The 23,605-nt window shown below is 36.1% G+C and carries 23 protein-coding genes; 7 read left to right on the top strand and 16 right to left on the bottom strand.

Annotation, left to right across the window (positions count from 1 at the left end):
• Positions 1-45: 45 nt before the first annotated feature.
• Together BLS02_RS13750 and BLS02_RS13745 are read right to left on the bottom strand one after the other, a co-directional pair.
• The gene (locus tag BLS02_RS13750) at positions 46-900 is read right to left on the bottom strand and encodes an ABC transporter permease (RefSeq protein ID WP_092493600.1); all 855 of its coding nucleotides are present in this window, start codon (positions 898-900) and stop codon (positions 46-48) included.
• Complete coding sequence (locus tag BLS02_RS13745) at positions 893-2,092, bottom strand: quaternary amine ABC transporter ATP-binding protein (protein ID WP_092493599.1); 1,200 nt, start codon at positions 2,090-2,092, stop codon at positions 893-895. The genes BLS02_RS13750 and BLS02_RS13745 overlap by 8 nt, the downstream gene beginning before the upstream one ends.
• Before the next feature lie 353 nt (positions 2,093-2,445).
• Between BLS02_RS13745 and BLS02_RS13740 the strand changes: the two genes are divergently transcribed.
• Positions 2,446-2,919, top strand: a complete 474-nt coding sequence (locus BLS02_RS13740) for a GbsR/MarR family transcriptional regulator (RefSeq protein ID WP_092493598.1) — start codon at positions 2,446-2,448, stop codon at positions 2,917-2,919.
• Between the two features lie 10 nt (positions 2,920-2,929).
• On the opposite strand, the gene BLS02_RS13735 is transcribed toward BLS02_RS13740, so the two are convergent.
• The gene (locus BLS02_RS13735; protein ID WP_092493597.1) at positions 2,930-3,271 is read right to left on the bottom strand and encodes a DUF1878 family protein; all 342 of its coding nucleotides are present in this window, start codon (positions 3,269-3,271) and stop codon (positions 2,930-2,932) included.
• Between the two features lie 186 nt (positions 3,272-3,457).
• Between BLS02_RS13735 and BLS02_RS13730 the strand changes: the two genes are divergently transcribed.
• Together BLS02_RS13730 and BLS02_RS13720 are read left to right on the top strand one after the other, a co-directional pair.
• Complete coding sequence (locus BLS02_RS13730; RefSeq protein ID WP_092493596.1) at positions 3,458-4,003, top strand: DUF3267 domain-containing protein; 546 nt, start codon at positions 3,458-3,460, stop codon at positions 4,001-4,003.
• Between the two features lie 855 nt (positions 4,004-4,858).
• The gene (locus BLS02_RS13720) at positions 4,859-5,746 is read left to right on the top strand and encodes a peptidylprolyl isomerase (RefSeq protein WP_092493594.1); all 888 of its coding nucleotides are present in this window, start codon (positions 4,859-4,861) and stop codon (positions 5,744-5,746) included.
• Between the two features lie 43 nt (positions 5,747-5,789).
• On the opposite strand, the gene BLS02_RS13715 is transcribed toward BLS02_RS13720, so the two are convergent.
• From BLS02_RS13715 to BLS02_RS13685, 7 genes are all read right to left on the bottom strand, one after another.
• Positions 5,790-5,987, bottom strand: a complete 198-nt coding sequence (locus tag BLS02_RS13715) for a sporulation YhaL family protein (RefSeq protein WP_092493593.1) — start codon at positions 5,985-5,987, stop codon at positions 5,790-5,792.
• 70 nt (positions 5,988-6,057) lie between these two features.
• The gene (gene yhaM, locus BLS02_RS13710; RefSeq protein ID WP_092493592.1) at positions 6,058-7,005 is read right to left on the bottom strand and encodes a 3'-5' exoribonuclease YhaM; all 948 of its coding nucleotides are present in this window, start codon (positions 7,003-7,005) and stop codon (positions 6,058-6,060) included.
• A gap of 347 nt (positions 7,006-7,352) precedes the next feature.
• On the bottom strand, positions 7,353-7,904 hold the full coding sequence (locus tag BLS02_RS13705; protein ID WP_092493591.1) for a GbsR/MarR family transcriptional regulator: 552 nt from the start codon (positions 7,902-7,904) through the stop codon (positions 7,353-7,355).
• An 84-nt stretch (positions 7,905-7,988) separates the two neighbouring features.
• Positions 7,989-10,955, bottom strand: a complete 2,967-nt coding sequence (locus BLS02_RS13700) for an ATP-binding protein (protein WP_175559500.1) — start codon at positions 10,953-10,955, stop codon at positions 7,989-7,991.
• A 1-nt stretch (position 10,956) separates the two neighbouring features.
• Entirely contained in the window at positions 10,957-12,171 is a 1,215-nt protein-coding gene (locus BLS02_RS13695; RefSeq protein WP_302846750.1) for a metallophosphoesterase family protein, read from the bottom strand.
• Positions 12,172-12,306: 135 nt separating this feature from the next.
• Positions 12,307-13,554 carry an ABC transporter permease gene (locus tag BLS02_RS13690; RefSeq protein ID WP_092493588.1) on the bottom strand — a complete coding sequence of 416 codons (1,248 nt, stop codon included), beginning with the start codon at positions 13,552-13,554 and terminating at the stop codon, positions 12,307-12,309.
• Positions 13,547-14,446 (bottom strand): ABC transporter ATP-binding protein, encoded by a 900-nt coding sequence (locus tag BLS02_RS13685; RefSeq protein ID WP_092493587.1) that lies wholly within the window; start codon positions 14,444-14,446, stop codon positions 13,547-13,549. The genes BLS02_RS13690 and BLS02_RS13685 overlap by 8 nt, the downstream gene beginning before the upstream one ends.
• 134 nt (positions 14,447-14,580) lie before the next feature.
• Between BLS02_RS13685 and BLS02_RS13680 the strand changes: the two genes are divergently transcribed.
• Complete coding sequence (locus BLS02_RS13680) at positions 14,581-14,766, top strand: YhzD family protein (protein WP_092493586.1); 186 nt, start codon at positions 14,581-14,583, stop codon at positions 14,764-14,766.
• Between the two features lie 113 nt (positions 14,767-14,879).
• On the opposite strand, the gene BLS02_RS13675 is transcribed toward BLS02_RS13680, so the two are convergent.
• Together BLS02_RS13675 and BLS02_RS13670 are read right to left on the bottom strand one after the other, a co-directional pair.
• A complete protein-coding gene (locus BLS02_RS13675; RefSeq protein ID WP_092493585.1) occupies positions 14,880-15,650 on the bottom strand; it encodes an enoyl-CoA hydratase in 771 nt (256 codons plus the stop codon).
• Positions 15,651-15,859: 209 nt separating this feature from the next.
• Positions 15,860-16,222, bottom strand: a complete 363-nt coding sequence (locus tag BLS02_RS13670; RefSeq protein ID WP_092493584.1) for a YlbF/YmcA family competence regulator — start codon at positions 16,220-16,222, stop codon at positions 15,860-15,862.
• 155 nt (positions 16,223-16,377) lie between these two features.
• Between BLS02_RS13670 and BLS02_RS13665 the strand changes: the two genes are divergently transcribed.
• Both BLS02_RS13665 and BLS02_RS13660 read left to right on the top strand, forming a co-directional pair.
• Positions 16,378-17,262, top strand: a complete 885-nt coding sequence (locus BLS02_RS13665) for a PucR family transcriptional regulator (protein ID WP_175559499.1) — start codon at positions 16,378-16,380, stop codon at positions 17,260-17,262.
• Between the two features lie 223 nt (positions 17,263-17,485).
• Positions 17,486-18,583 carry an ABC transporter ATP-binding protein gene (locus tag BLS02_RS13660; protein ID WP_092493582.1) on the top strand — a complete coding sequence of 366 codons (1,098 nt, stop codon included), beginning with the start codon at positions 17,486-17,488 and terminating at the stop codon, positions 18,581-18,583.
• A 131-nt stretch (positions 18,584-18,714) separates the two neighbouring features.
• On the opposite strand, the gene BLS02_RS13655 is transcribed toward BLS02_RS13660, so the two are convergent.
• A complete protein-coding gene (locus BLS02_RS13655) occupies positions 18,715-18,918 on the bottom strand; it encodes an alpha/beta-type small acid-soluble spore protein (RefSeq protein WP_092493581.1) in 204 nt (67 codons plus the stop codon).
• Between the two features lie 159 nt (positions 18,919-19,077).
• Positions 19,078-20,463, bottom strand: coding sequence for a class II fumarate hydratase (gene fumC, locus BLS02_RS13650; protein WP_092493580.1), 1,386 nt, complete (start codon positions 20,461-20,463; stop codon positions 19,078-19,080).
• Between the two features lie 339 nt (positions 20,464-20,802).
• Here fumC and BLS02_RS13645 point away from each other — a divergent pair, with 339 nt between their 5' ends.
• A complete protein-coding gene (locus BLS02_RS13645) occupies positions 20,803-21,717 on the top strand; it encodes a zinc dependent phospholipase C family protein (RefSeq protein WP_092493579.1) in 915 nt (304 codons plus the stop codon).
• A gap of 317 nt (positions 21,718-22,034) precedes the next feature.
• Here the strand turns inward: BLS02_RS13645 and BLS02_RS19005 are convergent, their stop codons facing one another.
• Positions 22,035-22,187, bottom strand: a complete 153-nt coding sequence (locus BLS02_RS19005) for a hypothetical protein (RefSeq protein WP_175476770.1) — start codon at positions 22,185-22,187, stop codon at positions 22,035-22,037.
• Between the two features lie 12 nt (positions 22,188-22,199).
• The gene (locus BLS02_RS13640; RefSeq protein ID WP_092493578.1) at positions 22,200-23,498 is read right to left on the bottom strand and encodes an MFS transporter; all 1,299 of its coding nucleotides are present in this window, start codon (positions 23,496-23,498) and stop codon (positions 22,200-22,202) included.
• Positions 23,499-23,605 lie beyond the last annotated feature (107 nt).

Below are 23,605 nucleotides of genomic sequence, written 5' to 3'. Positions count from 1 at the left end.
ACTATTATTTATATATGGAAACTCTTCGTAAGAAAAGGTACCAACTTAATCACTCTTCGAATTCACTGTTTGTGTGAATCGATCAATAATAATTGCAAGTATTACTATACCAATACCTGCTACGAATCCTGTTCCAACTTGTGCACGTTGCAGTGCCGATAGAACTTCTCTTCCAAGTCCAGGTGCACCAATCATAGATGCAATTACTACCATTGATAAAGCTAACATAACTGTCTGGTTAATACCAGCCATAATAGTTGCCTTAGCCATTGGTAATTCTACTTTAAATAACTTCTGTGCCCCGGTACTACCGAATGCATCAGACGCCTCCACCAGTTCTTTGGAAACCTGACGAATACCTAAGTTCGTGAAACGCACTGTCGGTGGTGTTGCAAATATTAATGATGCAAATATACCTGGCACCATTCCTATACCGAAAAACGCAACTGCAGGTATCAAGTAAACAAATGCTGGCATTGTTTGCATGAAATCGAGTACTGGTGTGATAATCGCTTCCGCAGCTTTACTCTTAGACATTAATATACCAAAAGGAACACCAATAATTACTGATAAAATACTTGATATTAAAACCAATGTAAATGTATTCATCAGATGCTCCCAGAATCCCTGATTATAAATCAGCCATAACCCTACAACACTGAATGCTGCCAAACCGAGTTTTTTACCTGATATAAAGAATGCGATTATGGCTACAACTAAAATAATAATTACAGGTGGAATAAGGATTAAAGTATCTGCAGACCACTCCATAAATTCACCAAAATGCTCTTTAATTGGATCAAACAGAAATGCAAATGTATCTGTAATCAGATCAGTAAACCATTCTGTTGCTTGTGCTATTTTTATCTTCGGTACGAATTCTAATATGTTATTAAGCATCTCCTATATTCACCTCGCCATCTCCAGCAAGTGCAGCTATAACAGCTCCACGGACAACAATTCCAACAAGTTTATCGTTTTCAACGACTGCAACCGGAACTGGTGAGTCATGAATAACATTAAATATCTCATTCATAGAAGTTTCTTTATCCACTTTTTCAATATCAGTGCGCAATATTTCTTTAATATCACGTACTTCATTCTTTCTCGCTTCAGACGCATCATCAGCTGTTACATAACCTTTAAGATTACGTTTGCCATCAACCACTAAGATACTTGAGAGGCCTTCCTCACGCATACGCTCTAAAGCAACACGCGGACCATGCTTTTCTATGTTTATAGTTTCAGGACGTTTCATAATATTTTGTGCGGTTAATACTTTTGAACGGTCCACATCTTCAACAAACTTTTCTACATAATCATTTGCTGGATTAACCAAGATTTCCTCTGGTGTCCCAATTTGAACGATGGAACCATCTTTCATTAATGCAATACGGTCACCTAATCTTAATGCTTCATCTAAGTCATGTGTGATAAATAAAATTGTTTTTTGCATACTTTCCTGCAGGTCAATAAGTTCATCCTGCATTTCTTTACGAATAAGTGGATCTAAAGCTGAGAAAGCTTCATCCATTAGTAGAACCTCAGGATCGTTAGCAAGAGCACGTGCCAATCCGACACGTTGTTGCATACCACCAGATAATTGTCCTGGAGATTGATGGATATACCCACCTAGTCCGACCATTTCTAATGCATCCTGTGCCTTTTTCTTTCTTTCCTCGGCAGGAACATTTTGAATTTCCAACCCAAATTCTGCGTTCTCCAAAATAGATTTATGGGGAAACAATGCAAAACGTTGGAAAACCATACTTAACTTTTCTCTTCGAATTTTGCGCAGTGACTTCATATCCATTGTTGCTAGATCATCACCATCGATTAGAACACTACCTTCAGTAGGTTCAATTAACCGGTTAACTAATCTTACTAAGGTTGACTTTCCACTACCAGATAAACCCATAATAACAAATATTTCGCCCTCTTCTACAGAAAAAGTAGCGCGATTAACCCCGACTGTATTACCGGTTTTCTTCAAAATCTCGTCTTTTGACACCCCTTCATCCAAAAGCTTTAAAGCTTGTTTAGGGTTTCTGCCAAACACTTTTGATAAGCCTTTAACATCAATTACAGGCACAACATTCACCTCTCTCTTTCAAATGATACCTTCCCGTTATCAACCAGGAAATTTGTATTACTACTTTTTTCTTAGTTTCTCTACACACATGTATTTTATGAAACTGATTTCTAAAATAATTAGATCCGAACAGCATCACTCACTTGTAATACTATATATATATTACAGCTATATTTCAAACATTAAGTACCATTAATTTTGTATATATTTTTCGTACAGTTTATTCTGTATAAAGTTTTGCGCGCTCATTCTTAATATTTCTCCCATTTCCTCCTATTTACTGTCCAATCACTAATTTTAAATAAAATTAACTTTAGTGTAACCTTTATGTAGCAGTGTGCAAGGAGGATTTTATGTTTGAACCATCGACAGAAAACTTAACAAATAAAATATTAATAGAATTCGCCAAAACAATCGAAATGTTTGGTTTAACTCCATTGGAATCAAGACTATTTGCTTATATGTACCTAGTAGAAAAACCAATGACACTAGATGAAATGAGTGACGGATTAGGTAAAAGTAAAACCTCTATGAGTACTAGTATCCGAAGTTTGTCTGATTTAAACCTTGTAACTCTTGTATGGAAGAAAGGAGTACGTAAGGATTTATATGAAGCCAATACTGAGCTTTTTAAAAATTTCATGAGTTTTTACGTAAATAAATGGTTCGATGCAGTTAACCATCAGAAAGATTCGCTAGAAGAGATAATTAAAAAACTTAAGCAACACGGAACGGAACATGAACCCGATACATATGAAAAGCTACTAAAGATAATAAATTTTCACAAACAGGTAGAATCATCATTTCAAAACATGGGCCAAGGTTAATATTTAAACTTTATTTTTCATTTTCTTCTAAAATCCGTATAAATTCATTCAATAAAGAAGGATAGTATCCTTCTTTTTTTAAAGCATAAATTGTTTCATTTGGATACAGCTTTTCACTAAGCATTCCAGCGAAGTGAACAAGTAAACTAGTAAAATTCAAAAAACCTTCTTCTTTTTGTTCCTCGAATTGACTATCCAACATTTTCAAAAGCTCCATTGTCTCTTCAAATTCCATTCGTGAAATATCTTTTTGGATAAGCAACTTAATAAAAGGAAACTGCTCAATATTAATAACTTTTGCTAATAAACAAAGATGAAAGGCCGTTGCTTCATTTTGATCTAAATGTTCCAATAAAAATGACCTCCCAAAATAATTTATTTTAACTCTTTTATCCCTTGGCACATCAGTCATGATAAGGGTTATAAAAAAAGGCTATTTTTTTTACAAAAAAACTATTGCTTTTTATGGTGAAACGTACTATTATGCTTGAAGGATTGGTCATGATTTTAGCGAGCTATTTTACTGGAGGGATCAAAAATGAATTGCTGGAAAACCATTAATTTTAATAAAGACTATGGAATAAATAGGTTATATCTTCTATCATTTTTGATTGGCCTAGTATCATTCGTATTTCTATATGTACCATTTTCAATTATACACGGTACAGTAAATTTAAACGAATTTGGGATTATTCCATTAATTATAGCATTGCTCTTTTTACCAACAGTTCATTCGTTTATGCATATCTTACCATTAATTATGATGTATAAACGAGTAAAATTAACCTATAAGCGAAAAAACTTATTCTTTCCTATTATTAATTATTATACAAAAAAACCATTAACAAAAAAAGTTTCTTTACTAGTCGCAATTGCACCAACATTGTTCATTACGATACCAGCTGGAATGGCAACCTATATGTTCGTCGATTATTATGTATACTTTCTATTATTAACATCGATCCATATAGCAATGACTTTTACGGACTTTTTATATTTAATCAATATTTCAAAAGCACCTAAACTATCCTATGTCGAGAATAGTAATGATGAATTTGCAATTTTAGTGAAAACACAAAATTAATTTGTAGAGGATCTGACATAAAGTGTCAGGTCCTTTTTAATTATCTAGCGTACTATATGCTGTGGATAACTGGACTTCCGAATCAGCCACGTCCAGCTCCGACGTACAGGACGTACTAGTGCCGGTGACGCCACAGGACATGGCGTTCTCACCGGCCAGTGCCTAGCGCCTAGTGGACTTCCCTCCCCGTGTCTACGATAAGAAATAAAGGATGTTCGACTAAAACCACCACATCCTGTGGCAACGTCGAACTACCCCACGTCCTGTGGGGCAGCTTACGCTCTTCGTGTATCCTTTTCGCTTTCCAAGCATAAGATTCATCTTGACTTTCGCCATCATTGGCGATAAGTCAAGTTCATCTAATCTCAGGGAATAGGAAGATCGACTAAGACCGCCGCTTTGCGCGGCAACGTCGACCTACCCGCAGCGCTGAGCACAGTCCATACAGCGCTGAACAGGCGCTTACGCTTTTGTTCTTAGAAATAAACGATTTAATACTGTTCATCAAGTTCATATTTTGATACAGTTAAGTATGAATTATGTTGTATGCTTCTTAAGGGGGTTTTTTATATGAGTATTCTTTTTCCTGTTTATGCAGTGTTTATATTATTAGTTTTTAATTCTCTAACACATCAATTTTGCATGAAAATGGAGATGAAAGAAAAAAAGCAATCTACAGTATTCCGAGTCATTAATATCATGGTTCTCATATTGCTAATAACTTCTTACGTAAAAGTGTTGACTGTAATAACCTGAGTATAAATAATTACTACCTATTTTTTTTGCAGTAAAAGTGTTATATTAATGCAATAGTTTTAAAATTTATTGAAACAAAATGATTAGGAGTGTTCACACATGAAAAAATTAGCAATCGCTGTCACACTTTCAGCTACTATTTTAGGCATGACGGCATGTAATTCTGATGAAAGCGGCAATTCAGAAGTTGTTGCAGAAACAAATGCTGGAAACGTTACAAAAGAAGAATTTTATCAGGAATTAAAGGATAGTAATGGTGCTAGTGTACTGCAGCAACTTGTAACTGTCGAAGTATTAAATGATAAATATGATGTGTCCGAAGAAGAAGTAGATAAAGAGCTAAAAAGTGTAAAGGACCAATTAGGTGATCAGTTTCAACAAGCAATACAGCAACAAGGTTTCAAAGATGAAGAGGCGTTCCGGAAGATGCTACGTATTAGTCTCCTACAGGAAGCAGCTGTAGCAGAAGATATCGAGATTACAGAAGAAGATCTTAAAAAACAATATGAGCGTATGAAAACAGAAGTACAGGCACAGCATATTTTAGTAGAAGATGAAAAAACGGCAAATGAAGTGAAACAGAAGTTAACTAATGGAGGAGATTTTGCCAAGTTGGCTAAGGAATATTCAACAGATACTTCCAATGCAGAAGATGGTGGAAAACTTGGATACTTCTCAAGTGGTAAAATGGTACCTGCATTTGAAGATGCCGCCTACAATATGGAGGTCGGTGAAGTTAGCGAACCAGTCAAAACAGAACATGGTTTCCATATTATTAAAGTGACGGACAAGCGTGAAAAAGAAGAAGATATCGGATCATTTGAAGATAATAAACAGGACATTCGTCGCAGTATCTTAAACCAGCGTATGGATCCACAAAAAGCAAGAGAGAAAATTAATAAATTAATTGAGGATGCTGAAGTTGATATTAAAGTAGAAGGATTAGAAGATATCCTTAATTCTCAACCAAGTAATCCTCAAGGATAATACAAAGACGGCTAGTCCATACCAATGATGGACTAGCCGTCTTTTATTGGGATACATGCTGCTCCCTATCTTGTTTATGTTTGCGTTCCTCTTCCAAGCGATCCATATAGATTTTGCCTTCACGTTCAATAAATTGGTGTTCCAGTTGCTTTTCAGCACGCATTGCTCTAAAAGCCATATAACCACTAAGAAAAATAAAAATAATAAGCATAAAAACCCACCAAGGTACTCCAACTATCACGATTTAGCCCTCCTTGTCCATCAATCTATCAGATGTATATGAACAAAGCAGCAAAAAAATGACCTACTCCTTAGTTCTCTTCGAAAAGTGGTTTATAGAATGCTCTATTATCCATTGCAAACATTCGCTCTGTGAATTCCCCTGGTTTAACTTTATCCAGCGAACGATTTAGCATATTCATTTTTGCATCTATCAAATCGATTAGATGTAATAGCTCTGCTTCCCGAACTAATGGAGGTTTAGGACTCCCCCACTCTGCTTTCCCGTGATGTGATAATACCAGGTGCTGTAATATCAGGACTTCTTCACCTTCAATTTGCAGTTCCTTAGCTATATGTCCTATTTCCTCCACCATCATTGGTATATGCCCCAGTAATTTTCCTTCAATTGTATATGATGTTGTAACAACACCAGATAATTCTTTAAGTTTACCAAGATCGTGTAATATAATGCCAGCGTATAATAAGTCTTTATTTAACTCCGGGTATAATTTATGCAGCTCTTTTGCCAGCGCAAGCATACTTACAATATGATGTGCTAAGCCTGATACATATTCATGATGATTCTTGCTTGCAGCCGGATATGTTAAGAGTGCCTCCTGATACTTTTTAATAAAAGCACGAACGATTCGCTGCATATATGGATTTTTCATTTCAAAAATAGTTTCTGTTAATTTTTCCATTAAAACTTCTTTTGCAACTGGAGCCTTCGCCACAAAGTCAGATACCTGTACACCATCAGTTGATTGCGCCGGCCGAATAGAAGTAATTTTTAATTGTGCTTTCCCTCGAAACTGATTGATTTCTCCAGTAAGTTTCACAATCTGTTCTGGTACAAAAATTTCCTCATCTTCTTTATTGGTATCCCAAAGCTTGGCTTCTATCTCACCAGTTGCATCACGTAAAATTAAAGTAAGAAACGGTTTTCCGTTACTTGTAACTCCACGAGAGGCTTCCTTTATTAAGATAAAATCTTCAAAAGCATCACCAATACTATAATTCCCTATTCCGTTCTTCATCATAATCCTCCCCGTAGACCAAAAGAGACCGACAAAGGCATTACAGGTGTTACGCCACTTTTATGTCCATCTCTTTTCGGTGTTTTTAATTTAGGCTCTTTTGGTAAAATTTGTTGCTCACAAGACGTGAATGTTTTTGCGAGCAAGAAGGCTCGTGGTGTGCCCAGGGCTAAGAAGATACTGTGAAAGCTTCAGCTTGAGCAGATGTCGCCTTGGTACCCGGAGCGGTGAAAGCGAGTATATTCCAAAACTGCGTAGATAGAGAGCCTCACTAATTGTTAACTATCGGATTCCCATAGTTGTATCGCAGTTTATATTAATAGCAACAATCTTTTAGAAAACTGCCTTCATTTATCATTTTTTGGAATATATTCAAAAATCTTTCCTGATTCGATTAACTGAATAACTTGCATTAACCACTCATAATAATTTTGTGCATATCGAAGCCGGTCAATATCCTGATGAATCTTACGCTTTAGATCGTTATCACCAGTTTCTTGTAAAATCTCATTTAACTCTGCAATCGCCTCGTCCGCCTCCTCAATATTTGTTTCCGTATGCTGACGCCAACGGTTTCCGAATAACGACGTAAACGACTTGTACCAGTCTTCTTCAGATTGGTATAAATCTTTTCGTATTCCTTTTTTAAATGTAGATTCAACCATTTTCATATCAGATAAAGCACGGACTCCAGTGGACATACTGGTTTTACTCATTTCTAATGCATCGCGCATATCATCCAATGTCATTGGCTGATTTGAAAAATATAAAACACCATATAGTCGTCCTACAGAGGAAGTAATTCCATATAAATTCATGTTTCTAGCTATTACCTGAATAAACTTTTCAATTGTTTCTTCATATTTTTCTATGTCTTTTGAGGTGTTCTCATTAGGCAATGGATTTCCCTCCAATTGCAATATTCGTCCTTAAGTAATGTCAAATTCCGACTCAGTTATCTGAAAACAGTTTATCATTAATGATTAATTTATGCTAACAGAATTTCTCAGATTAATCACGCTTGTATAGCCTGCAAAATCCGCGACATCTTTCTTACATGTAAACAGAATAATTTGCTGGTTCCTGGCAAATTCAGACAGCATTTTTATTATCCGTTTCGTACGTTCCAAGTCAAAGTGGACAAAAGCATCATCAATTATGAATGGTAAGCGATGTTTTTCACTCATAACTTCACTTATTCCCAATCGTAAAGAAACATAAAGTTGATCAACTGTTCCCTGTGATAATTCTTGAGCTTGATAGCGTATTCCATCAGTAGATTCTACCTGAAATGGAGTGTTGGTTTTTGGAGCATAGATGTGTTTATATTTATTTGCTGTCAGTGCTCTAAAATACGCTGTTGTCTTTTCAATTACTACCCCCATATATTTGTCGCGGTAATTACGCTTTGTTTCAACTAACATTTCTTTAGCAGTTTTATAAACAGACCATTCTTCTGCTAATTTTTCCAGTTGCTCCTGCTCCATATTAAATCGATGTAAAACTTCTGAGTGCGTCTCAGAGGACTCCATATTTGAAAGGTCTGCATCTATATCTGCGAGTTCCTGTCGCATCTTATCTATTTCTTTTTCGAGTCTGTCTATCTGCGCTGTACCTTGTTCCTGGTATACTACCAGTTCACTTTCCTGAATACCTTCCTGTTCCAGCAACGTTTTAAAATCTTCTTTATTTTGCAGAATTCGTTCAATTTGTGCTTTAAGCTGTTTCAGTTCACTATCATGGTTCTGCTTTTGTTCAAATTGTTTCGCTTGTTTTAAAAAGTCATCTTCTGTTTCTGTGTTGGCAAAAGAAATTAAATCTGCTATTTCCTGTTCATATACGTCCATTTTTTGTTTCGTCACTCGTTGTTGATCGACATTATCAGTAATCCACGTTTCATATTGTTCTAGTAATCCAATTACGTTTTGATATTCAGTCAATAGCTCCTCTATTTTTTCTAGTTTTTCTTCAACTGTGTTATTCGTTTCCCAATTCCTTTCCTGGTAAAACGCAGTAAGCTGCTCATGAAAATCATTCATTTCTTTCTCTAGTGTGTCAAATTGCCTTTTTAATTGATTTCTTTCACGATCAAAGTTGATTAACTGTTTCAATGTATGAAAAAACTCAGGCCAATACATTGTCTCAATTTGCTTAAGAAACGGATATTGCTCATGCTGAGAGATTACCATCTTATTTAAACGATCTTTCTTTTGTTGTAGGGCATTATTCTTTTCTTCCCACTGTAACAACTCAATATCAATTGACCGCAACCGATCCTTTATGGAAGCTAGTTCGTTTTTCTTTTGTTCATTTGCTTCAAGTAGTTGTTCTGCCTCAGAACTTTCTTCAGCAGTTACCTGATCGGAGATTACTTTCTTATTCTGCAACATACTTTCCATATCAAGCATGGATTTCCTGCTGACTACCTGTTGTATAATCCCACCAGCAAGAATTAAAGCTGACGCACCAAATAATGCTGGCTGACCCTGAATTAACGCAAAAATACTTAAGAGGAATGCAGCAACAGCACTTCCAATCAACCATAGTTTTGTGTGACGTTCTTTTTTCTCCTTTACTTTCTTCCAGTTTTTTTGTTGTTCAATATTTTCCTCTCTAGCTTTCTTTAGGTATTCCTGATGTTGATAATCATTTATTCGTATCGATAACTTACTAACATAGTTTTCCTGGAGAAGTGAGTCAGTGAGCTCAGACTGCTGGCTGATTATATAATCACGATTTTTCTTTAATTGCCTGTACTCCTGTTGTATATGTTCCTCTGTTAGCATTAGCTGATCCAAATCATTCTTAAGCTGATTCCACGATTTTTCAATATGAAATGGGAGGATAATTCCAGTTAAATCCTCACGTGTAATCCCAATATTTAAATGGTCTAATTCTGTCTCAATTTGTATATCTATTTTCTTTATTGACTTATCTTGCTTGTCTTGTTCCCTTTTATTCTCTAAGTAATGCTGTTTTTGCTGGATAATTGCTTCTGCATTTTTATATACGGCTTCATCATGCAAGCTAGAATGGAGCGTATCCTTTTTTTCTGTATATTTAGCCTGATTATCCTGCAGTACGGATAATTCACTTTTTAAAGGCAGTAATTTTTCCTTTAGTGTATTAAATCGTTCAACTCCATTTTCAGGGAATATCATATCAGCAGGAAAAGCAGCGAGTTGTTCCTTCTCACGTTGGTACGCTTTAATAATTGGAAGGGCCTGCTGTTTCTTTTCAGTACGAATGAGATCCTTTTTCGCCTTTTCCAGTTGATCTTGATTTCTTTCGATAGCGTCAGTAATAGATAATACGCTTGATTTTTTATCCCGATAAGTTGATTCTGTCTCTTGGTAACTTTGTAATGAGGTGAACAAGTCATCCAACGTTTCCAACTGCTGATTAATTTCAGGTTTCTTTCCGAAAGGTTTAAACAGTTCACCGATTCTATTGTCCAGTTGCTTTTCGATTGCATAAATATTTTTAGAGCCAGTCAACCCTACTCCAAGCAATACTTCCCCAAGTTCATCTTCCTTCATATTTCTTATATTCATTAAATCAGCAGCAGAAAAGGAAAAAATGGATTGGTATGTTGCTTGTGTCATACCGTTCAACCGTTCCTGCAGCCAATCCTCTCCATGGGATTGACCATCTGCCGTGTAACAAGTAGCTGACCCGTTCTGTGTTCCATCAATCCGTTCAATCGTAAATTCACCATAATCAGTGTCGAATATCGTTAGTCTTCCACCCATTTTCCCGCTTGTTTTGGGTTGAAAATATGCCCGTTTTTTTGGAGGTAATCCAAATAGCATAAATAATATAAAATGCTGTAAAGTAGATTTTCCCGATTCATTCTCTCCATACACACATACAAATGGCCTAGTTGAAAAGTCAATTGTGTCATCAACCCATTTCCCAAAACCATAAATGGCTGCATGCCTTATTTGCAAGTTAATCACCTCCATTCTTTAAAAGCTCATGGACCAGCATATGCTTTGCTTGGTGTTTAATACGCAGTTCATCTTCACCAGTGATCGGCTCCATGTATTTCCTCGCCTGTTTATGCTGATATAATTCCTTTAAATATGATTGGATGGATACCTCGTCAAAGTGGCGAATTAATTCCCCTACAAAGTGCTCTCCCTGTGCCAGTTCATTGTCTATAGAATACAGACGTTCAACCTGATAACGAAAAATATATTTCCAATTTGCCTGATGGAGAATAGTTTCATTAACGAGTTCAATTACTTCATCCAACATTTGTTCATCGTTCCACTTTTGCAGATTATCTTGATTGCTTTTAAACAATAGCTGAAGTAACTGTGGCCCTGAATCCTTTGTATATTCGCTAACTTCACTCTGTATTTTAGTTTCTAACTGATGAAGTTCATCACAATCAGAAACATCTATAGTTAAAGAATTATATTGAAGGGACTGCAGTGGTATAAATGTCATTGCTGTATCTGTTTTCGATAATACTACATGGTAGCACCCCTTATCCCCAGTCTCTTTGCGGTTCCGCCCTTGAATGTTCCCAGGGTAAACAATAGAGGGATGCTCTTTTAATACTTCTCGCTGATGAATATGGCCAAGCGCCCAATAATCAAAGTTCTTTTCAGTTAAATCCGATAAATAAAATGGTGCATATACATCGTGATCGGTATTACTGTGCAGGCTTCCATGAAGCATCCCGATATGGAATGGAATTTTCCCTGGAAGTAGTTGATATTCTTGTGCCTTTTTTGACAACACGGATCGATTTTCATAACTGAATCCGTAAATAGCCGCACAGATTTCATTATCTTTTTTAAACGTAAAATGAGTCACTTTTTCATTAGGGAATATAAAAACATTATCCGGATATGTAACAGGATGGATATTCCCATTAATAAAATCATGATTGCCATAGGATAAATAAACATTTATATCATGGTGCTGCAATTGTTCAAATGCCCTTCGTAAATGGACCTGTGCTTTTAGACTCTGTTTTTCATTATCAAATAAGTCACCAACAATCAGCACAAAATCAACTTTATTATCAATTGCTGTTTTAACTAAACGATCTAATGCATTAAATGTACTGTTTCTTACTTTCTTAAAAATATGCTCGGGAATATGTGCAAGCCCCTTGAACGGGCTATCCAGGTGCAAGTCCGCTGCATGAATAAATGAAATTTGTTCTGCGATATGATCACCCTCTTTTTAAATAGAATATATATTTCCATTTTACCAAAAACCATGTACGAATGCACGTTCGTATAAAGTCATTTAAAAAGGTCACGTGAAAGTGACCTTTTTATACTATTCTTTTTTGGATAAGGCTATTGCCTTTTTTACATCTTTTAGTGAGCTTGAACGGCCATACATTAAGACTCCACCTTTATAAACCCGTGCCCCAATTGCGGCAAAGAGTAATATAGTTGCAATTAGGATCCCAGATGATAATGCGACTTCCCAAAATGGAATATCAAGCATCCCAACACGTAGGAACATGAGCATCGGTGCGAAAAATGGAATATAGGAAGTTATCTTCACAAATGATGAATCCGGCGCTTCAAGTCCAAACATAGCAATAAAAAATGCAATCATAACCAGTAATATTATTGGCATTATCATTTGCTGGACATCTTCTGTTCTGCTTACAAGCGAACCTAACATTGCAGCTAGTGTTGCGTACAGTAAGTATCCAAGCAGGAAAAATACAATTGCATATATATACACGGAAGCAGATGTATTCTGAATTCCGAAGTAATCAAAAACGCCTCCAGTTAGCTCCTCCTGTTTAGACATAATAAGGGAGTAACCTACACCGATAATAATTCCAACCTGCGTAAGGCCCAATAAAGCAATACCGACGATCTTCGCAAACATATGTGTAACCGGTGATGCACTTGAAATTAAAATTTCCATAACCCGTGAGGACTTCTCGGTAGCAACATCATTGGCAATCATCGTTCCATATGTGATCACGGATATATACAACAGGAAGAGCATAACATAAACAATTCCTCTTGCCTGATTCAGTTCTTCTGCGGTTTTTGCACTATCATCTAAAGCAACCTTACTAATGGTCACAGGTGAATATATTTCGGTGATAGTTTCCTGGTCAACACCAGCTTGTTGTGTCGCCGCTGCAACCTTTAATTGTTGCAGTTGCTGCTGAATAACTGACTGTTCCCCTGCTTCAGCAATATTATTGGCAAAGTAGGTTGCTTCTGGCAATCCTTCAGCGTTTAACGATAATGAAATCAACGCGGCATATTCTTCATCCTGTACAGCGTTTTTGCCATCCTCTTCTGCCCCTTCAAACGCTATCAGGTCCATCTCATCTGTTGACCCTTCAACACTTTCTTCCAGCGGTGTAAATAACTCTCCCGATTCATCGATTACAGCAATTTTGTCTGTGTCTCCCGAAAATGTTTCCGTTATAGTCTGGATGTTTGCAATGGCAAAAATAAACACTAACGAAATAATCGTACTGATTAAAAATGATTTTGTTTTAAATTTCGTCATATATGTATGGGATAAAATAATCCAAAACTTATTCATAGGAAGCACCTACCTTCTCAATGAATATATCACTTAAAGTTGGCTCCTCAAGTTCAAACTTGCGCACGAAGCCTTTTCCATGGAGTGCTTCAAATAGCCTCTGTGCGACTGTCTCGCTCTCAATCTGAAGCTCACAGCCTTCTGTCACAGATTTATAGTGCAGAACTCCAGCAAAATCTCTCAAAAAGTCTACTGGGAAATCTGCATGGACAATTAAATTCTTTTTCCCAAACGACTTTTTAATTTCCCTGAGTGACCCTTGAACAACCGGTTTTCCTTTATGTAAGATACATAAATGTTCACAAAGTTCCTCTACATGATCCATCTGATGTGATGAAAAGACAATGGATGTCCCTTGTTCCTTAAGGTTTACAACAGCTTCTTTTAACATTTCAACATTGATTGGGTCCAGGCCAGAAAATGGCTCATCAAGAATAAGCAGTTTTGGTTTATGGATAACAGCAGAGATAAACTGGATCTTTTGCTGATTACCTTTTGACAGTTCTTCTACTTTTTTATCTATGTATTCTGGTACTTTAAAGCGATCAAGCCAGCCTTCAAGCTCTGTAACCACCTCGCTTTTACTCATACCACGAAGTTTTCCAAGGTAAATTAACTGGTCACGAACCTTCAACTTGGGATATAGCCCTCGTTCTTCAGGTAAATACCCAATTAAATGACTTTCATCATAGCCGATGGATTCGCCATTCCATGAAATATCGCCATCCGTAATATCCAAGAATCCAAGAATCATTCGAAAAGTTGTTGTTTTACCCGCACCATTTCCACCTAAGAAACCGAACATTTCTTTTTCAGGAATTTCAATGGAAAGATGATCAACTGCAGTGGTACTTCCAAATCGTTTCGTTACTTCTTTAATTTTTAATGTCAAATTTCTTCTCTCCTTCCCTGTTTTATGGTACGTTTACATTAGCAGATGGTTTCATAATTTTTTCATTTTAGCAGGAAAATCCCAACGGCTGAAGAAATTATAAGGTAGATATATACTTCAAGGAGGAACAAGAAATGCGAACTTACGTGTTAACTGTTTTTGACAAATCAGGGGAAAAGCTACTTGATGAATCTTTCGAAGCTCCCAGTAATGATGAAGCCAAAAAAATTGGTGCGGCAAGATTAGATGAAGAAGGTTACAGTGAACATACACACCGTTGTGTATCTCCTGATGCAAAGTTAGTATTGTTTCATAGATAAACCGATCTTCTCTCCCACAATCGAATCTCAGCGTAAAAAGGTGGCATTAAAAAATTTTATTTTTTCAGTGCCACCTTTTTGCATTCAGAAACGATTTTAATAATAAGAATAGGTTATTGTCCTTTGAATGAGGGTTTACGTTTGTTTAAAAACGCGCTTACACCTTCCTGGTGATCTTCCGTATTTCGAAGTTCCCATTGTGACTTTCGCTCAGCTTCCATATAGTAGGTTAATTCTTTCTCATTTCTTTGATGATACATTATTTTTGTTTTCAGCATTGCCACAATTGGTGCAACTAACATCTGATTGGCAATCTCAGTTGCGTGATCGATAGCTTGCTTATCCGTAAGCACATCTACAAGACCAATTTCCTTTGCATCTGATCCTGTTAATTGCTGCTTCTCCCATATAAATTGTTTTGCCTTATGTGTACCTATACGTTCGCGCAACAGGAAGTGTCCACCTCCATCAGGTGCTAATCCAATTCCTATAAATAGCATCCCAAGCTTGGATTCATTTTGAGCCACAACATAATCTGCGGTTAGTGCAAGGCTCAACCCTAAGCCAACAGCTGATCCCTGAACAGCCGATATAACAATCTTAGACATCATGTACAGCTTTAAAGCAATTGCTTCAATGGTCTTCATTATATGTTCATAATAGTTCTTGTCAGCAAATTCAGTCATCATACCAATGTCTCCACCTGCACAAAATGCTTTTCCTTTTCCACTCAGAATAACAATTTTATCGTCATTTTTTTCAATCTGCTCCAGCACATCATGTAATTCCATAAGCATATCTTTATTCAAAGCATTGTATCGATCAGTCCGATTTAACGTAATATAAGATATATTATTCTTGCTCTCGAATAAAACAGTACTCATCACGGTATCCCCTTTATTTAAAAATTTCTATCATAATATAATATTCGCCACCCATAGACAAAATCCTTTATTAAATACTGTTTTTTTAAAGATCGTTGTTATTGATACAACAGGTATAAATTGCATGGGTTAAAGAGCAACAAAATTCCTGAAAAGCCTTATAAAAATAACAAAAGCCCGCAACATTTAAGGTGCGGACTTTTACTTAATTATTCGTTTGATTCCTCTTCAGAAGTACCATAAAGTTCTTCTAATGGCTTCGTAATGATTTGGCTCACTTCATTGATCACAAGATTTAAGCGCTGCTCCTGCTCCATCAATTTTGAAATATCTTCATGCTGTTGAACTGTTTCTACAACTTTACGCGCTTGTTCAACTTCCTCTTCTGAGATTTCCTGACCTTGCATTTGCTTTTCTTGTAATTCCATTTGAGTATTTCTGAAATTATCAAACATTTGCTTGGCAGATTCGTCACTCATTACTGCATCATATGCTTCTTTTAAACTTTGGAATTCATCACTTTCACGAATTGATTTTTCTAAATCGTACGCACTATCATAAATATTAGGCACGTTATATCCTCCTTCATTTTCTAACTAAAATAACTATAACAAACGTTTTGACGCATGTATACCATTTTGAAATATAGCTAAAAATGCAAAATTGTTTTTTCAAATCCGTTTATACTGCTATAATGGAAAAAAGCCCTATAGGAAGAGGCATTTTAATGATAAAACAACTTCGCAAAATTTTTTCGTCATTAGTATTATTTAATGAAATATCCGATAAGACTAGAGATAAATTTAAATGGTTTATGACAGACGGTGGACAGGTTATCGGTATTGATAGAAAAGAGCTTACTGAAAAAGATTCAACTCTTTTGCATATGTTCTTATATCCATATAATATTTCCATTCCTGAAATGACAGCTGAAGAAAAACAATGGAAAACATATATAAGTACCGAAATCTCAGATAACACTAAATCATTTACATATCGTTTTATCTATTTTTCGTATCAGCCATTCCAAATTGAACCTGAATCTTTTAAAGAGGCAATAAATGAATTTTATGCAAGACAAGTTCCAATACTTTTTGAAAACGATCATGAAGGAATCATTGTAGAAACAAATCCAAGTGAAGACATATCGTATGAGCAAATAATCGATGTACTAATGAGTGACTTGTACGTAAAAATTAAATTCGTAGTTGGACCTTATCTTTATACATTATCAAAAGCTAACAGAAATCATCAGATATTAGTTGACGGGGCTAATAAAATTTTCTCTTATTCTGATAAGACCGTATCCACATACATTGACGCTGTTCCATTTATACTTATTGATCAAATAGCAAGTGATACTCGTGCTGATATAATTGATTCGGTATTAGGTGAAACGATACACGACCAGGACCTGTTAAAAACAGTTGAAACGTTTATTGCTTGTAACTTAAATGTGTCAGTTACAGCAAAAGAATTGTACATGCACCGAAATAGTTTACAATACCGGCTTGATAAATTTACTGAAAAAACCGGTATCGATATTAGGCAATTTCACCAGGCAATGACTGTACTACTTGCAATATCTATAAATAAGCAGCTCAATAAATAAGCCATTTTTCGAATATGTTTCTCTGCGCAGCTGCGGTTTTCAAGCCGTGCCCGCGGAGTACAACTGCCTGAAGTGGAAATAAACATGCTCCAGTGGTGCAGTTTATATTTAAAAAAGTGCACAAAAGAATTCAAAATCTTTGTGCACTTTTTCCATTTACGGGTGGGCCAAGTATTAGCTACAATTATATTATAAAAACGTTTACATAATTGGAGGAGTAATAATGGCTGAATTACGACTAGAACACATTAAGAAGTCATATGACAAAAAAGCTATTGCTGTAGATGACTTTGACTTAGAAATTAAAGATAAAGAATTTATTGTATTCGTCGGACCTTCTGGCTGCGGAAAATCAACAACACTAAGAATGATCGCTGGCCTTGAAGAGATTACTGATGGGGAACTTTATATTAATGACAAGAAAATGAATGATGTAGCACCCAAAGACCGTGATATAGCAATGGTATTCCAAAACTACGCATTATACCCCCATATGAATGTATATGACAACATGGCTTTCGGGTTAAAACTGCGTAAATTTAAAAAAGATGAAATAGAACAACGTGTTAATAATGCTGCCAATATTTTAGGATTGGAAGCATACCTAGATCGTAAACCAAAAGCATTGTCTGGCGGACAACGACAGCGTGTAGCATTAGGACGTGCAATCGTGCGGGATGCGAAAGTATTTTTAATGGATGAACCCTTATCAAACCTTGATGCAAAATTACGGGTACAAATGCGTGCAGAAATTCAAAAATTGCATCAACGTCTTCAGACAACAACTATTTATGTAACGCACGACCAAACTGAAGCAATGACGATGGCTACACGCCTAGTTGTTATGAAAGACGGGTATATCCAACAAGTAGGAGCACCAAAAGATGTCTATGACAAACCAGAAAATATCTTTGTCGGAGGATTTATCGGATCTCCTTCCATGAACTTCTTAAGCGGAAAATTGGAAGATGGCTATTTCGTAATGGAGGATACAAAAGTAAAAGTCCCAGAAGGTAAAATGAAAGTTTTACGTGAACAAGGTTATTTGGATAAAGACGTTACACTCGGTATTCGTCCTGAAGATATTCATGATGAGCCGCTATTCATTGATTCGACCCCAGATACTAAAATAAAAGCATCAATTGAAGTAGCTGAATTAATGGGTGCAGAGTCTTACCTATATTCAAAAGTAAATGAGCAGGACTTTGTTGCACGTGTTGACTCTCGATCTGACATTAACGGCGGTGAAGAAGTCGACCTAGCATTCGATATGAATAAAGTACACTTCTTTGATACTGAAACAGAGCAGCGAGTTCGTTAAATTTATTTAGATGTATATTTAAAATGATATTGAAAATAATACCAACTAAGGCTAAATTTAAGAGGGAAGTCATTATGACTTCCCTCTTAACTATCATTTCTTTAAAGGGATTATCCCTTTAAAGCCATAGGTTATTTAGGTTGTTGTCCACTAAACTGCTGTTGTGCTGATTGCACTAAGCGTTTAGTAATTTCACCACCAACAGAGCCATTTGAACGTGAAGTAGAATCTGGACCTAATTGAACACCAAACTCTTGTGCGATTTCATACTTCATCTGATCAAGTGCTTGTTGTACGCCAGGTACTACTAAATTGTTTGAGTTGTTATTAGCCATGTTATCACCTCCTGTAAGCATAGTTTTAGCAAATTTATAAAACTTATGACGGAATACAGTTGGTAATTGTTGCTTAAACTCCCAATTAAGTGTGGTCGAGCTTTTTCGCTGGACAATTAAAAGAGCTTATTACATAGTAATAAGCTCTTTTAATAATAATTATTTTGGATATGTCATCTCTTTTGGATTTACATATTGTTCAAACTCTTCTTCAGTCAGCAACCCTGATTCTACTGCAGTTTCCTTTAAAGTTGAATTATTCTCAAAGGCTTTTTTAGCAATTTTCGCTGCATTTTCATAGCCGATATGTGGATTTAGTGCGGTAACAAGCATTAAAGAATCATTTAAATATTTTTCAATTTGTTCATGATTCGGTTCGATACCTTTGGCACAGCGTTCATCAAATGATAATATGCTATCTGAAAGAATTTCGCAGGACTGAAGAAAATTATAAGCAATTACAGGCTTAAATACATTTAACTCAAAATTCCCTTGACTTGCTGCAAATCCTATCGTGGCATCATTCCCCATTACTTGGGCTGCGACCATCGTTACTGCCTCACTTTGGGTTGGATTAACTTTTCCAGGCATAATCGAACTTCCTGGCTCATTTGCTGGAATGGTAATTTCACCTATTCCACAACGTGGGCCGCTTGCTAACCAGCGTACATCATTTGCAATCTTCATTAGATCAGCTGCTAAACCTTTTAACGCGCCATGTGCATGCACTGTTTCATCATGACTTGTTAGAGCATGGAATTTATTAGGTGCGGAAATAAAGTCCTTTCCTGTAACTTCATTAATTGCTTCACAAACAGCCTCAGAGAAATCCGGATGTGCATTTAGACCTGTCCCAACAGCAGTACCACCAATAGCTAGTTCCTTTACATGATGAACGCTTTCAGAAATCATAACTTCCGACTTTTCCAGCATGCGGTGCCAGCCACTTATTTCCTGACCTAAAGTTAGTGGTGTAGCATCCTGCAAATGTGTACGACCTATTTTCACAATATCCTGAAAAGCATCCATTTTAACTTTAAATGTATCCTTTAAAGTTTGCAGTGCAGGAATAACCTTATCCTCTAGCTTCAAAACAGAGGCAATATGCATTGCTGTCGGATATGTATCATTAGAACTTTGCGATTTATTCACATCATCATTCGGGTGAAGTCTTAGATCGCTTCCCTCATCCTCAAGCCATTTATTACCTGCATAAGCAATTACTTCGTTCACATTCATATTTGATTGTGTACCGCTTCCAGTTTGCCAAACAACCAATGGGAAATGGTCATCTAACTTGCCTTCGATAACTTGATCGGCTGCATAGCTAATAGCATCTGATTTCTTCTTGTCCATCAGACCTAAATCACTATTCGCCCTCGCTGCACTTTTCTTTAAAATAGCAAATGCTTTGATAACTTCAGCAGGCATTTTTTCATCACCTATTGGAAAGTTTTGTTTGCTTCGTTGTGTTTGAGCACCCCAATACTTTTCAGCAGGTACATTTATTTCTCCTAGCGTATCTTTTTCTACACGGTATTCCATGTCTGTTGCCTCCTTGTAATCATAATCATATCTTTTACCATTGTAACAAAATTAATGGAAATATTGTTAGCTTAACAATAAGTAGAAGTCACAAAATAGTACGGATTTTACTAACAAATTCAGCTGGTTTTCATTTATAATACTATAGAAGACTAATTTAGCAGTTAAGAAAGTATAAATCCTTTCTTACTGCATAAGCGCAACTAAGGCTTATCTATATTTAAAGCTAGGCGATAAGCCAAGTTTTCTAATGTTGAAAGACTCTATAGAATCGGCAATTACTATACATTAATAAGCAGAAGTCTTCTATATGCGTCTTAATGTAAGGAGGATTTCACTATGCCAAATATTTGGACACATATGCTATTTTGTGAAGATGTTGTGGATACAATCAAAAATCCATACCCATTTTCACAATATGAGTCATATATGAAATTAGGTGCTCAAGGGCCAGATCCCTTTTTCTATTATAATTTCTGGCCTTGGATAAAAGAGGAACCTGTTCATGACATCGGAATGATATTGCATAAGGAAAATTGCGGAGCATTTTTAATGGATTTAATTGATCAGGCAAAGGATATGGACGGACGTGTTCAAGCGTATGTATTTGGATTTGTCACACATCATGTCCTTGACCGTAATGCACATCCATATATTCATTACCGTGCTGGCTATGTTGGAAGTAATCATCAAAAGCTCGAAGTACTCATTGATACATTGATGATGGAAAAATATCATAATTTAAAAACGTGGAAAGCACCAGTTTATAAAGAAATCGATATTGGGTACTCATTTAATGAAAATATAACTAATTTACTGCATACAACTATTAAAAACCATTTTCCAGAGGTCAATCGTAATTCCACTTCTTACATCCAAAAAGCTTACCGGGATATGAAATTGGCACTAAAATTGTTAGCTGATCCACATGGATGGAAAATTGTACTACTAAGACCATTGATTGCATCTTATTCCCATCAGCCAATTAAAAGTAACGTGGATTATTTGAATTTGCAACATACAACATGGTACCACCCAGCAACAAATGCCCCTTCTTCTAAAAGCTTTATTGATCTATATGAACAGGGACGCACGGAAGGTATTGAAATTATGACAGAAGTGCTTTCCTATTGGCAATCACGGGATAATTCTGCCTGGGATAAACTGAGGGGATTAATTGGCAACATATCATATGATACCGGGAAGCCACTTGAGCTAAACCTGGAAAATAAATATAGTGAACCAATTGTGTAAAAAAACAGGAACACGAATCTCCACTCGTGTTCCTGTTTTTTATTGGGCTGTTCTCTTAAAGTTTGCCTGTTGATTGGAAAAATTAGCTTATCGCCAAGCCTGAGCGCTTTATTTTACATGATCAAAGTCGTATCAAATAAAAAATGTGACATAACTGCTGTATTCTTTCTGCTAAGAGTAGTCTATCCGTTATGTCTTAAAAGTCGCCGCTGCATGCAAAGAGCCACACAAATCGGTTACCTTTAATCTGTGGTGCTGCTTAAATATACCGCGAAGAATAAAAGAAAAAAAGCAACAAATCTTACTAAAAAAATCTTTTATTTAAACAACTTACCTAATAATTTTCCGGTTCCTTTTCCTGCTACTCTTCGCCCAACCCTTTTACCTACTTTACCTTTTTTAACAGCATTTACATCACCTAAAATTTTAGCAATTCCATATAATGCTTTGCGTATATTGTTGATGCGCATAGTTTTTACCTCTTATTGTGGTTTTATATCAATTTTCTCAGATTGATTCGTTTGCCGTTTAGCTTCCATTACTCCTTGATCAATATTAACAAATCTCAATAAAACAATTCCGACGATAAAGAAAATGACAAGCGAAATGATACCAAGTCTGCTTGAGCCTGTTAGCTGTCCAACTATCGCAAATAAGAATGGTCCAAAGATGGCTGCAAATTTTGCCGAAATTCCATAAAATCCAAAGAACTCTGCATGTTTATTAGCCGGTACCATCCTTCCATATATAGATCTGCTGAGCGATTGTGCCCCACCCTGTACTAAGCCAACACAGAATGCCAGTAAATAAAAATGTAGTGCGGAAGACATAAAATACCCTAAAATCACGATACCAAGGTAAGCGTACAACGTTATATACAGTGCCTTTTTGGCAGTAATTTTACTAGCCAGCCAACCAAAGAAAAAAGTACATGGAATGCCGACAAATTGTGTGATTAGCAAAGCAGCAATTAATGAATTGGAATCTATACCAATATCACGTCCATAGATAGTTGCCATCTTTATAATGGTTGATATTCCGTCATTGTACATCCAGAAAGCTAGTAAAAATATTAATAAGTGCTTATACTGCTTAATTTCCTTAAATGTATTTGTTACTCTTGAAAATCCTATCGCTACATAAGACCGGTCACGTTTTGTTTTTACTTTCTTTTCTTCCTTAATATTTTTTAGCAACGGCAGTGAGAATATAAACCACCATATACCTACCGTAACGAATGATACTTGGCTTGCAACAGCTGCGTTGGGCATACCGAACCAAGAATACTTAAGTATCATTAAAATATTTATGGCTAATAAAACACCACCACCAATATAACCGAATGCAAAGCCGTAGGAAGAAATTTTATCTATATCGTCCTCATCAGCTATTTCAGGTAAAAAGGCATCATAAAAAATATTTGCGCTTGAAAAACCCACTGTTCCAATTATTAATAAAAGAGAAGCAAATATGTAATCTCCTTCACCAACAAAGGCTAGTAAAATACTTGCAACAATCCCCATAAAAGCGAAAAACCGTAAAAATTTCTTTTTAGCTGCTGAAAAATCACTGATTGCCCCCAAAAAGGGTGCCATCACAGCGACAATTAATGCAGCAATTGACTGTGAATATCCCCAGTAACTATCAGCAAGCGATTGGTCTACACCAACTGCTGCTACATCATAGTAGAAAACAGGAAGAACTGCTGCCATTATGGTAGTTGCAAATGCCGAATTACCAAAATCATATAACATCCAACTAAAGACAGTCTTTTTCTTCATGTACATTCCCCCCTTATGTCTTAAGCATATCAAATAAATTTAAATAATAGGACAAAATAATAAATAAATAACGAGGAAATGTCATATAAAATATGCACTTCCTCGTA

Source organism: Virgibacillus salinus (assembly GCF_900102415.1).
Lineage (GTDB): Bacteria > Bacillota > Bacilli > Bacillales > Amphibacillaceae > Lentibacillus > Lentibacillus subterraneus.
Note: the sequence above shows the minus strand (reverse complement) of the source record. Positions and strands in the feature narration are given on the sequence as shown.

What these genes read in the sequence shown, in the direction of transcription:
- BLS02_RS13750 (WP_092493600.1), bottom strand. Translation starts at nt 900, where the DNA reads ATGCTTAATAACATATTAGAATTCGTACCGAAGATAAAAATAGCACAA.
- BLS02_RS13740 (WP_092493598.1), top strand. Translation starts at nt 2,446, where the DNA reads ATGTTTGAACCATCGACAGAAAACTTAACAAATAAAATATTAATAGAA.
- BLS02_RS13730 (WP_092493596.1), top strand. Translation starts at nt 3,458, where the DNA reads ATGAATTGCTGGAAAACCATTAATTTTAATAAAGACTATGGAATAAAT.
- BLS02_RS13720 (WP_092493594.1), top strand. Translation starts at nt 4,859, where the DNA reads ATGAAAAAATTAGCAATCGCTGTCACACTTTCAGCTACTATTTTAGGC.
- yhaM (WP_092493592.1), bottom strand. Translation starts at nt 7,005, where the DNA reads ATGAAGAACGGAATAGGGAATTATAGTATTGGTGATGCTTTTGAAGAT.
- BLS02_RS13690 (WP_092493588.1), bottom strand. Translation starts at nt 13,554, where the DNA reads ATGAATAAGTTTTGGATTATTTTATCCCATACATATATGACGAAATTT.
- BLS02_RS13680 (WP_092493586.1), top strand. Translation starts at nt 14,581, where the DNA reads ATGCGAACTTACGTGTTAACTGTTTTTGACAAATCAGGGGAAAAGCTA.
- BLS02_RS13675 (WP_092493585.1), bottom strand. Translation starts at nt 15,650, where the DNA reads ATGAGTACTGTTTTATTCGAGAGCAAGAATAATATATCTTATATTACG.
- BLS02_RS13665 (WP_175559499.1), top strand. Translation starts at nt 16,378, where the DNA reads ATGATAAAACAACTTCGCAAAATTTTTTCGTCATTAGTATTATTTAAT.
- BLS02_RS13660 (WP_092493582.1), top strand. Translation starts at nt 17,486, where the DNA reads ATGGCTGAATTACGACTAGAACACATTAAGAAGTCATATGACAAAAAA.
- BLS02_RS13655 (WP_092493581.1), bottom strand. Translation starts at nt 18,918, where the DNA reads ATGGCTAATAACAACTCAAACAATTTAGTAGTACCTGGCGTACAACAA.
- fumC (WP_092493580.1), bottom strand. Translation starts at nt 20,463, where the DNA reads ATGGAATACCGTGTAGAAAAAGATACGCTAGGAGAAATAAATGTACCT.
- BLS02_RS13645 (WP_092493579.1), top strand. Translation starts at nt 20,803, where the DNA reads ATGCCAAATATTTGGACACATATGCTATTTTGTGAAGATGTTGTGGAT.
- BLS02_RS19005 (WP_175476770.1), bottom strand. Translation starts at nt 22,187, where the DNA reads ATGCGCATCAACAATATACGCAAAGCATTATATGGAATTGCTAAAATT.
- BLS02_RS13640 (WP_092493578.1), bottom strand. Translation starts at nt 23,498, where the DNA reads ATGAAGAAAAAGACTGTCTTTAGTTGGATGTTATATGATTTTGGTAAT.